At 70.5% G+C, this 11,452-nt stretch carries 6 protein-coding genes and 2 pseudogenes; 6 read left to right on the top strand and 2 right to left on the bottom strand.

The annotated features are described in order from the left end of the window. Together AC2W7J_RS09990 and AC2W7J_RS09985 are read left to right on the top strand one after the other, a co-directional pair. Positions 1–1,165, top strand: a 1,165-nt coding sequence (locus AC2W7J_RS09990; protein WP_485982250.1) for a penicillin-binding transpeptidase domain-containing protein, incomplete at its 5' end; no start/stop codon positions are given. Positions 1,166–1,250: 85 nt separating this feature from the next. Next, positions 1,251–3,605: an esterase-like activity of phytase family protein gene (locus tag AC2W7J_RS09985; RefSeq protein ID WP_485982249.1), complete on the top strand. Its 2,355-nt coding sequence runs from the start codon at positions 1,251–1,253 to the stop codon at positions 3,603–3,605. 19 nt (positions 3,606–3,624) lie between these two features. Here the strand turns inward: AC2W7J_RS09985 and AC2W7J_RS09980 are convergent, their stop codons facing one another. Continuing rightward, positions 3,625–3,828 (bottom strand): YbdD/YjiX family protein, encoded by a 204-nt coding sequence (locus AC2W7J_RS09980; protein WP_485982248.1) that lies wholly within the window; start codon positions 3,826–3,828, stop codon positions 3,625–3,627. Beyond that, positions 3,828–6,091 (bottom strand): annotated as a pseudogene (locus AC2W7J_RS09975) (carbon starvation CstA family protein). Before AC2W7J_RS09975 ends, AC2W7J_RS09980 begins: the two are co-directional and overlap by 1 nt. 104 nt (positions 6,092–6,195) lie before the next feature. On the opposite strand from AC2W7J_RS09975, the gene lpdA reads away from it, so the two are divergent. From lpdA to AC2W7J_RS09955, 4 genes and pseudogenes are all read left to right on the top strand, one after another. Beyond that, positions 6,196–7,593 carry a dihydrolipoyl dehydrogenase gene (gene lpdA, locus AC2W7J_RS09970; protein ID WP_421007319.1) on the top strand — a complete coding sequence of 466 codons (1,398 nt, stop codon included), beginning with the start codon at positions 6,196–6,198 and terminating at the stop codon, positions 7,591–7,593. Between the two features lie 172 nt (positions 7,594–7,765). Further along, positions 7,766–8,035 carry a 30S ribosomal protein S15 gene (gene rpsO / locus AC2W7J_RS09965; RefSeq protein ID WP_485982247.1) on the top strand — a complete coding sequence of 90 codons (270 nt, stop codon included), beginning with the start codon at positions 7,766–7,768 and terminating at the stop codon, positions 8,033–8,035. Between the two features lie 170 nt (positions 8,036–8,205). Next, complete coding sequence (locus AC2W7J_RS09960; protein WP_485982246.1) at positions 8,206–10,611, top strand: polyribonucleotide nucleotidyltransferase; 2,406 nt, start codon at positions 8,206–8,208, stop codon at positions 10,609–10,611. A gap of 161 nt (positions 10,612–10,772) precedes the next feature. Next, positions 10,773–11,452, top strand: a pseudogene (locus tag AC2W7J_RS09955) (hypothetical protein); the annotation flags it as partial.

The following is an 11,452-nucleotide window of genomic DNA, read 5'->3' as shown; positions in this document are numbered from 1 at the left end:
TGACCGCGGCCACCGCGCCGACACGGCCGCGGCCGTCGTGCTCGACCTGCGGGACGGCGGGATCGTCGCCTCCGCGAGCGTCCCGACCTATGACCCCTCGGTGTGGTCCGAGGGGGTCTCGCAGCGGGAGTACGAGCGGCTGACGACGGGGGAGCGCAGCCCGCTCATCGACCGGGTCACCGGGGTGGCGCAGCCGCCGGCCTCGACCTTCAAGGCGGTCACGCTCCCCGGGGCGGTCGCGGCCGGCACCGACCTCGACGACGAGGTCAACTGCTCCGCCTCGCACCGCATCGGCGACCGGGTCTTCAACAACTTCGAGTCGCGGGCCTACGGCTGGATCACCTGGCGCGAGGCGCTCAAGGTCTCCTGCGACACCGTCTTCTACCGGGTCGCCGAGGACGTGTGGCGTGACCAGGGTGGCCTCTCCGCGCGGGACGACGCCGGCGACCCCCTCATCGACACCGCCCGCGACCTCGGGCTCGGCGAGGCGACCGGCATCGACCTGCCGGCCGAGGCCACCGGCCGCATCCCCGGGCGCGCGTGGAAGCGCGAGTGGTGGGAGTCGACGAAGGACGCGTCCTGCCGCGAGGCGAAGCGCGGTCACCCCGAGATCGCCGATCGCACCCGGCGTGCCTATCTCACCGCCCTGGCCGAGGAGAACTGCGAGAGCGGCTACCAGTTCCGCCCCGGCGACGAGGCCAACCTCTCGATCGGCCAGGGCGATGTGACCGCGACGCTGCTCCAGATGGCTCGGGTCTACGGCACCATCGCCACCGATGGCGACGAGCCCAGCCCGCACCTCGGTCGCGCGACGGTCGCGCCCGACGGCACCCGCAGCCGCATCGACGTGGCCAACAACCGCGAGGTCGAGCTGCCGAAGGGAGCCGGGGCCCTGCTGCGGACCGCGCTCGGCGACGTCGTCAGCGCCCCCGGCGGCACCGCCCACTCCGCCTTCGTCGGCTTCCCGCTTCGTCAGTGGCCCGTGGCGGGCAAGACCGGCACGGCCGAGGTCTACGGCAAGCAGGACACCGCGTGGTTCGTCTCGTGGGCGCCGACGAGCCGGCCGCGCTATGTCGTCGCGGTCTCGGTCTCGCAGGGCGGCACGGGCGGCGCGACGGCGGCGCCGATCGCCCGCGAGATCCACGAGGAGCTGCGCCGGCACTGAGCGGCCCCGGTCGTTCACCCGGGCATCACCTGGTCGTCCCCACCACGCCACCGGCCCGCCGGGTGCGCAGGGTGACCTCCTCCCCGTGCCCACGCCACGCCTGACGAGCCTCCTCGCGCTCGGACTCTCCGCGACCCTGACCACCGTGATGCTCCCGTCCTCGACGGCAGCGCCCTCGCCGCAGCCGGGGGGTGAGCGCGCGGACGGCCGGTCCTTCCACCGGCTGGCCACGGTCCCGGCCTACGCCAACACGTCGAAGGACCAGCAGTCGGTCGCCGAGATCTCGACCGTGACCGCCGACGGCAACACCGTCGTCTACACCGACGCCGCGTCCGAGGGCATCGGCTTCGTCGACATCACCGACCCGGAGCGCCCGGCGCCCGATGGCTTCGTCGAGGTCCCGGGTGAGCCCACGAGCGTCTTCGCCACCGACGACCGGCTGCTCGTCGTCGTCGACACCTCCGAGAGCTTCACCGACCCCTCGGGCGTCGTCATCGTCCTCGACCCGCAGACGCGCGAGGAGCTCGGCCGTCTCGACCTCGGCGGCCAGCCCGACTCCGTCGACGTGACGAAGGGGGGAGAGCGCGCCTTCATCGCGATGGAGAACCAGCGTGACGAGGAGGCCGGCGACGGCGTTCTGCCCCAGGAGCCGGCGGGCGACCTGGCGATGATCGACCTGACGCAGGACGTCGCCGACCTCGCTGTCGAGCACGTCGACCTCACCGGCCTGGCCGGCATCGACACCCCGCAGGACCCAGAGCCCGAGTACGTGAAGATCTCGCCCGACGGCAGCCGGCTCGCGCTCACCCTGCAGGAGAACAACGCGGTCGTCATCCTCGACGCCGAGACCGGCGAGGTCCGCAACCACTTCTCCGCCGGCTCGGTGGCCCTCACGGGCGTCGACGACGAGGAGGACGGGGGCCTGCGCCTCGACGGATCCACCGAGGCCGCGCCCCGCGAGCCCGACGCCATCGCATGGGTCGACGACGAGCACGTCGCGACGGCCAACGAGGGCGACTGGAAGGGCGGCACCCGCGGCTGGACCGTCTTCGACGCCGCGACCGGTGACGTGGCCTGGGACGCGGGGACGAGCTTCGAGGACCTCGCCCACCGCTACGGCCAGTACCCGGAGCACCGGGCCGGCAAGAAGGGCACCGAGCCCGAGGGCATCGCCGTGGCCACCTACGACGGCACGCCCTACGCCTTCGTCGGGTCGGAGCGCGGCAACTACGTCGCGGTCTACGACGTGAGCGACCCCGCGCAGCCGGTCTTCACCCAGCTCGTCCCGTCGACGGTCGGCCCGGAGGGCATCCTGCCGATCCCGAGTCGCGACCTGCTCGTCATCTCCTCCGAGGAGGACAGCGCCGAGGACCTCGTCCGCGGCACGATCCAGGTGCACCGGCTGCAGGACGGCCCGGCGGCCTCGCCGACGCTGAAGTCCGCCGACGCGCGCCCCGCCGACTCCGGCGGCCGTGAAGGAGCGCCCATCACCTGGTCGGCGCTCGGCGCCCTGTCCGCGGTCCCGGGCACGGACGACGAGGTCTACGCGGCCCCGGACAATTTCCTCTCCCCGTCGCGGATCTACACCGTCGACACCGCCTCGCAGCGCGAGGGCGGGCCGGCGACGATCACCGACCAGCTCGTCCTCAGCAAGGACGGCGAGCCCGTCGGCTACGACGTCGAGGGCCTGTGGGCTGACGCGGACGGCAGCTTCTGGCTGGCCGTCGAGGGCACGGCCGTCAAGGGCGGCGGGTCCGAGGGCAACCGACTGGTCCACATCGACGCGCAGGGCGCGGTGACCGAGGAGGTCGACCTGCCCGTCGGCGTGGCCGCCGGGCTGGGTGGCCAGGGCTTCGAGGGCGTGACCGGCTACGGCACCGGCGACGATGCGGTCCTCTACGCCGCGGTCCAGCGCGCCTCGTCCACCGACCCGAAGGGGGTCACCCGCATCGGCCGCTACACGGTCGCCACCGGCAGGTGGGAGTGGTTCGGATACGAGCTCGAGTCCACCGAGACCGAGGGCGACTGGATCGGCCTGAGCGAGATCACGGCGGTCGACGAGGACACCCTCGCGGTCATCGAGCGCGACAAGCTGGGCGGCCCGGACGCGAAGCTCAAGGCGGTCTACGCCGTCGACCTGCCGAAGCGCAAGAGGGCGCAGGCCGACCGTGCGCGCCTGCCCCTCCTCGACAAGGAGCTCGCGGTGGACGTCCTGCCGCGCCTGCAGGGGCTCAACGGCTGGACCCAGGAAAAGCTCGAGGGCCTGACGATCGCGGGAAACGGCAACCTCTACTCCGTCACCGACAACGACGGTGTCAAGGACGCGAGCGGGGAGACGGTCTTCCTCGACCTGGGATCGGCTGACGAGATCTTCGACCTGCAGGACGACCGCCGGGGCGGACCGGGCCGCGGCCGGGGCCCCCGGGCGCACGTCCGCTGAGCGCACCCCGGGGCCCGCGTCAGCAGCAGCGGGTCCCGGGGTTGCGCTCCTGCTGCGCGTAGTGCTCCCGCCAGAAGTCGGCGCGCGAGGGCACCGGTCGCTCCGGGTGGACCCGCTGCAGGTGCTCGACGTAGCGCTCGTAGCGGTCGGCCCCGGTCACCCCGGACACGAAGCGGCCGATCCGCCGCACCACGGCGAAGGGGGTGGCCGTCGCGGTGCTCATCAGTGGCCGCCCCTGGCGGCGGGGGAGGGCTCCAGGCCCGCCTCCCGCCACTCGGCGAGGACCTGCTTCTCCTCGGGGGTGGCCATCGGGCCCGAAGGCGCGAAGATCCGCGACGGGACGCCCTCGGTCTCGCTCGTCGGCAGCCCGCCGTGGCGCACGGCGCGCACCATGACGACGACGGCCGCGGCGACGACGATGATGACGAGCACGGCGAAGACGATCGACAGGGTGCCCTGGACGAGCGAGTTGAAGATGATCTTGTCCATGTCGGCCGGCGACGCGGCGCCGGTGAGCAGCTCGCCCTTGTCGCGCGCCTCCACGAAGGCGTCACGCTGCGCGAAGTAGCCGATCTTGGGGTTGCTGCTGAAGATCTTCAGCGCGGATGCCCACAGGGTGATGAGCAGGTCCCACACGAGCGCGACGCCCGGGATCCACGCCCAGCGCAGGTTGCCCTGCTTGACGATGATCGTCGTGACGACCGCCAGCGCGATCGCCGCCAGGAGCTGGTTGGCGATGCCGAAGAGCGGGAAGAGGGTGTAGATCCCGCCGAGCGGGTCGAGGATGCCCATGACGAGGATCGACCCCCACCCGGCGACGACGATGAGGCTGCACAGCCAGGCGCCCGGGCGCCACGACGGGTCCTTGAAGCGGGCCATGCCGGGGACATTGCCCAGGGCGTCGGAGAACATGAAGCGCGCGACGCGGGTGCCGGCGTCGACCGTGGTGAGGATGAAGAGCGCCTCGAACATCACCGCAAAGTGGTACCAGAAGGACTTCAGCGACTCGCCACCGAAGACGCTCATGACCTCGCTCATGCCGAAGGCGAGCGTCGGGGCGCCGCCGGTGCGGGAGATGATCGTCTCCTCGCCGACACTGTCCGCGGCCTGCTGGAGGGTGGCCGCGTCGACCGGCGGCACGGGCCCACCCGACGGGGTGCTGAGCGGCAGGCCGTTGACGTAGTCGGCGGCGCTGCCCGGCTCGCCACCGGTGAGCGCGACCGGGGCGTTCATCGCGAAGTAGATGTGCTGGTCGATGCTCACCGCCGCGACCATCGCCATGACGGCGACGAAGGACTCGGTGAGCATGGACCCGTAGCCGATGAAGCGGGCCTGGCTCTCCTTCTCGATGAGCTTGGGCGTCGTGCCCGACGAGATGAGCGCGTGGAACCCGGAAAGGGCGCCGCACGCGATGGTGATGAAGAGGAAGGGGAAGAGCGAGCCCGCGAAGGCCGGCCCGGTGCCGGTCGAGGCGAACTCGGTGACGGCCGGCATCTTCACCTCGGGGCGCGCGACGAGGATGCCGATCGCGAGGAGCGCGATCGTCCCGACCTTCATGTAGGTCGACAGGTAGTCGCGCGGGGCGAGCAGCAGCCACACCGGGAGCACCGACGCGGCGAAGCCGTAGCCGATGAGCAGCCAGGCCAGCGTGATCGGCTCGAGGGTGAAGGTCTCCGACAGCGTCGGGTGGTCGGAGACCCAACCGCCGGCGATGATCGCCGCGACGAGCAGGACGACACCGATGAGCGAGACCTCGCCGACGCGCCCGGGCGCAGGTAGCGCAGGTAGAGGCCCATGAAGAGCGCGATGGGGATCGTCATCGCGATCGAGAAGACGCCCCAGGGGGAGTGGGCCAGGGCGCCGATGACGACGATGCCCAGGACGGCGATGAGGATGAGCATGATGGCGAGCACGCCGACGATCGCGGCGGTGCCGCCGACCCGGCCGAGCTCGTCCCGGGCCATCTGCCCGAGGCTGCGGCCGCCGCGGCGGATCGACAGGTGCAGGACCATGTAGTCCTGCACGGCCCCGGCGAAGACCACGCCGACGACGATCCACAGCGTGCCGGGCAGGTAGCCCATCTGGGCGGCGAGGACCGGTCCGACGAGCGGGCCGGCTCCGGCGATCGCGGCGAAGTGGTGCCCGAAGAGCACCCGCCGGTCCGTCGGCATGAAGTCCTTGCCGTTCTCGAACTCCTCTGCGGGAGTGGCGCGCTCGTCGCGCGGCTTGAGCACCTTGTACTCGATCAGGCGCGCGTAGAAGCGGAAGCCGATGATGTAGGTGCACACGGCCGCGAAGACGAACCAGACGGCGTTGACGTGCTCGCCACGGACCACCGCGATCATCGTCCAGCCGACCGCCCCGAGCAGGGCGACGAGCGCGAAGACGAGCTTCTCCCTTCCGCTCACGGTGTGCGGGGTGCGCACCGCGACCGGCGGCCGGTCCGGGTCGGTCCGCACCGTCGTCACGCCGTCCCGCTCCTCCATGAGGGTGCTCGACCCACTCTCTCGGCTCATCTCGTCCTTCGTCCACGTCGTCGTGATCAGGGCTGTGTGTCGAACGTAACGCAGTCATGACTAGGCTGTCGGACATGGCTGATTTCGACGTCGTTGTGCTCGGTGCTGGACCCGGTGGCTATGTGGCGGCGATCCGCGCCGCGCAGCTCGGCAACAAGGTCGCGGTGATCGAGAAGAAGTACTGGGGCGGTGTCTGCCTCAACGTGGGCTGCATCCCCAGCAAGGCGCTCATCAAGAACGCCGAGCTGGCGCACACGCTGACCCATGACAAGAAGAAGTTCGGCATCGAGGGCGACGCCACGATGTCCTTCGGCCCGACGCACGCCCGCTCCCGTCAGGTGAGCGCCGGCATCGTCAAGGGCGTCCACTTCCTCATGAAGAAGAACAAGATCACCGAGATCGACGGCTGGGGCACGATCACCTCCGCCAACACCGTCGACGTCGCCCTCAACGACGGCGAGACCAAGACCGTCTCCTTCGACAAGCTGATCATCGCCGCCGGCGCCACCACCCGCATGCTCCCGGGCGTCGAGGTCAGCAAGAACGTCGTCACCTACGAGGAGCAGATCCTCGACGACGACCTGCCGGGCTCGATCATCATCGCCGGCTCCGGCGCCATCGGCGTCGAGTTCGCCTACGTGCTCAAGAACTTCGGCGTCGACGTCACGATCGTCGAGTTCCTCGACCGCATGGTCCCGACCGAGGACGCCGACGTGTCCAAGGAGCTGGCCAAGCACTACAAGAAGCTCGGCGTCAAGGTCATGACGGGCACCAAGGTCGAGTCCGTCGAGGACACCGGCTCCGGCGTCAAGGTCACCGTCACCCCGGCGAAGGGGGGCGACGCGCAGGTCCTCGAGGCCGACCGCCTCCTCTCCGCGATCGGCTTCGCCCCGCGCACCCAGGGCTACGGCCTGGAGTCGATCGGCGTCGAGCTCACCGAGCGCGGTGCCATCGCGATCGACGAGTACTGCCGGACCAACGTCGACAACGTCTACGCCATCGGTGACTGCACGGCGAAGCTCATGCTCGCCCACGTCGCCGAGGCCCAGGGCGTCGTCGCCGCCGAGCACATGAACGGCGCCGAGACGATGCCGGTCGACTACGACTTCATCCCGCGCGCGACCTACTGCCACCCGCAGATCGGCTCCTTCGGCTACTCCGAGGAGCAGGCCAAGGAGAAGGGCTTCGACGTCAAGACGGCGACCTTCCCCTTCACCGCCAACGGCAAGGCCATGGGCCTGGGCGACGCGGTCGGCTTCGTCAAGGTCGTCGCCGACGCGGAGCACAACGAGATCATCGGCGCCCACATGATCGGCCCCGACGTGACCGAGCTGCTCCCGGTCCTCACCCTCGCGCAGAAGTGGGACCTCACCGCCGACGAGGTCGCCCGCAACGTCTTCGCGCACCCGACGCTGTCCGAGGCGGTCAAGGAGGCCGTCGAGGGCATCGCGGGGCACATGATCAACCTCTGACGACCGACGCGTCGAGCAGCCACGGCGCCCCCTTCGCCCGGATTATGGGCGAAGGGGGCGCCGCTGCTAATCTTCACGGGTTGCCGTGAAAATCGGCCGCGGATCCACAGAGCCCCGGTGAACCAGCCCGGGCGCGCCGCGCAACAACCCAGAGAAGGAGCAGTGTCGCAGCATGCCGCTGACCGCTGAAGTCAAGAAGCAGATCATGGCCGAGTACGCCACCGTCGAGGGCGACACCGGCTCCCCCGAGGTGCAGGTCGCGCTGCTCACCCAGCGCATCAAGGACCTCACCGAGCACGCTCGTGAGCACAAGCACGACCACCACAGCCGCCGCGGCCTGCTGCTGCTCGTCGGTCGTCGCCGCCGCCTCCTGCGTTACCTGGAGAGCACCGACATCGAGCGCTACCGTGCGCTGATCAAGCGCCTCGGCCTTCGCCGATAACAGCTTCGTGGAGAGCGGTTCCCGCCCAAGGGGACCGCTTCTTCGCGTATCCGGGGGGATTCTCCCTTCGGCACAACTGAAGAGATCGACAACTGAAGATCGTCACCGCAGAAGACCTACCGGGGCACAACGACGATGCTCCCGGTTCGCAGAGAGAAAAGGAGGACCCGATGGAGGGTCCTGAGATCACCGCCACCGAAGCCACCATCGACAACGGCTCGTTCGGCACCCGCACCATCCGGTTCGAGACCGGTCGCCTCGCCAAGCAGGCTGGAGGCGCGGTCAGCGCCTACCTCGACGGCGAGACCATGCTCCTGTCGACCACCACGGCCGGCAAGACCCCGAAGGACCACTTCGACTTCTTCCCCCTGACGGTGGACGTCGAGGAGCGCATGTACGCCGCCGGTCGCATCCCCGGCAGCTTCTTCCGCCGTGAGGGTCGTCCCGGCACGGACGCGATCCTCACCTGCCGCCTCATCGACCGCCCCCTGCGCCCGACCTTCAAGAAGGGTCTGCGCAACGAGGTCCAGGTCGTCATCTCCGTGCTGTCGGTCCACCCGGACCACCAGTACGACGTCCTGGCGATCAACGCCGCGTCGGCCTCGACGCAGATCTCCGGTCTGCCCTTCTCGGGCCCGATCGGTGCCGTCCGCGTCTCGCTCATCGACGGCCAGTGGGTCGCCTTCCCCAACTTCAGCGACATCGAGCGCTCGACCTTCGACATGGTCGTCGCCGGCCGCGTCGTCGATGGTGGTGACGTCGCGATCATGATGGTCGAGGCCGAGTCCACCGAGTCGACGTGGAACCTCGTGAAGAACGAGGCCAAGACCGCGCCGACCGAGGAGGTCGTCGCCGAGGGCCTCGAGGCCAGCAAGACCTTCATCAAGGTCCTGTGCGACGCCCAGGCCGAGCTGGCCCAGCAGGCCGCGAAGCCGGTCGAGGACTTCCCGATCTTCCTCGACTACCAGGACGACGCCTACGCCGCCGTCGAGAAGGCCACCTCGGCCGACCTCGCGACCGCGCTGACGATCGCCGGCAAGCAGGAGCGCGAGGACCGTCTCGACGAGATCAAGGACGCCATGAAGGCCTCCCTCGCGGGCACCGAGGAGGCTCCCGGTGAGTTCTTCGGTCGCGAGAAGGAGCTCTCCGCGGCCTACCGCTCGGTGCAGAAGGCGCAGGTCCGCCAGCGCATCCTGCGCGACAAGGTCCGCATCGACGGCCGTGGCCTCGCCGACATCCGCGCCCTCGGCGCGGAGGTCGAGGTGCTGCCGCGCGTGCACGGCTCGGCGCTCTTCGAGCGCGGCGAGACCCAGATCATGGGTGTCACCACGCTCAACATGCTCAAGATGGAGCAGCAGATCGACTCGCTCGGGCCGGTCACCAAGAAGCGCTACATGCACAACTACAACTTCCCGCCCTACTCGACCGGTGAGACCGGCCGGGTCGGCAGCCCGAAGCGCCGCGAGATCGGCCACGGTGCGCTCGCCGAGCGTGCGCTCCTGCCGGTGCTGCCCCCGCGCGAGGAGTTCCCCTACGCGATCCGTCAGGTCTCCGAGGCTCTCGGGTCCAACGGCTCGACGTCGATGGGCTCGGTCTGCGCCTCGACGATGTCGCTGCTCAACGCCGGTGTGCCGCTGCGCGCCGCCGTCGCCGGCATCGCCATGGGTCTGGTCTCCGACGAGGTCGACGGCCAGACGCAGTACGCGGCCCTGACCGACATCCTCGGCGCCGAGGACGCCTTCGGCGACATGGACTTCAAGGTCGCCGGTACCCGCGAGTTCGTCACGGCGATCCAGCTGGACACCAAGCTCGACGGCATCCCGGCCTCCGTGCTCGCCGGCGCGCTGACCCAGGCCCGTGACGCGCGGATGCACATCCTCGACGTCATGAACGAGGCCATCGACGCGCCCGACGAGATGGCGCCGACCGCGCCGCGGATCATCACCGTCCAGGTGCCGGTCGACAAGATCGGTGAGGTCATCGGCCCCAAGGGCAAGATGATCAACCAGATCCAGGACGACACCGGCGCCGACATCAGCATCGAGGACGACGGCACCGTCTTCATCGGTGCGGTCGACGGCCCGTCCGCGGACGCTGCGCGCAATGCGATCAACGCGATCGCCAACCCGCAGATGCCCGAGGTCGGCGAGCGCTTCCTCGGCACCGTCGTCAAGACGACGACCTTCGGCGCCTTCATCTCCCTGACGCCGGGCAAGGACGGCCTGCTGCACATCTCCGAGGTGCGCAAGCTCGTTGGCGGCAAGCGCATCGACGCCGTCGAGGACGTCCTCGGCGTGGGCCAGAAGGTCCAGGTCGAGCTCAAGGAGATCGACCCGCGCGGCAAGCTCAGCCTCGCCGCGGTCCTCACCCCGGAGCAGGAGGCCGAGCTGGCCTCCGGCTCGAAGGGTGACGACGAGGGTGGTCGTGGCGGTCGCCGTGAGGGCGGTCGCGACGGCGGTCGTGAGGGTGGCCGCGACGGCGGTCGTCGTCGCCGTCGCCGCAGCGACAACGACTCCGGCGAGTCCTCCGAGACCGAGTCGGCCCCGGCCGACGGTGGCGAGTCGCAGGACGACTGACCACAGGGTCCCTGACGCAGGGGGCCGGCTCTCCCACACGGGAGGGTCGGCCCCCTTCGTCATGCCTGTGGACAACCGACGGGCGAAGGGGGCGGACCTCGCCTAGCGTGAGCGCAGCCGCCCACGGGCGGTGACCTGATCACGCCACACCAAGGGGACCCATGAAGGCACTGCGCCTGCTCACCGGACTCGTCGCGACCCTGCTCCTGCTCGGAGGGGTCGCCGTCGCCATCCTGCTCGGACCGGACGACACGTGGGGAGGTGAGCCCGCAGCACTGCCCGACAGCGCGCCGGTCATCTCGACGGCGCCGCAGCTGCTCAACGTCGCGGGCATCGACCTGGTCGTCTCGGCACGTGCGAGCACGGGGGAGGTCTTCGTCGGGGCCGGGCACCCGGTGCACGTGCAGGACTACCTCGACGGCGTCACGCACACCGAGATCGACGAGCTGTCGGCCGACGGTGTCGGGGGGAGCCAGCCGCGTGACGGTGACCGCGCCTACCCGGCGGCCCCGCCCGCAGACCTGGACGTCTGGGAGGAGCAGCAGGTGGCGCAGGACGTGACCGTGGCCGTCCCGCTCACCGAGGAGGCGCCGGTGCAGGTCGTCGTCCTGCCCGCGAAGGCCGGGGGAGCCGCTCCCGAGGTGGGCATCGGCTACGGCCTGCCCGGAGCCTTCGTCGCGGGTCTCGTCGCGGCCGTCGTCGGTCTGCTCCTGCTCGTCAGCACCGTCGTCTGGGGCCGTCGCGCGAAGCGAGCCCGTCGCACGGCACCCGCCACCGCCCCCGAGGCGCTTGCCGAGTCCGCCCCGGCGCAGGCCACCACCGTGACGCGGGGAGCGACCCG

It is taken from the genome of Janibacter sp. CFPM2_SD2 (genome assembly GCF_057364645.1).
Note: the sequence above shows the minus strand (reverse complement) of the source record. Positions and strands in the feature narration are given on the sequence as shown.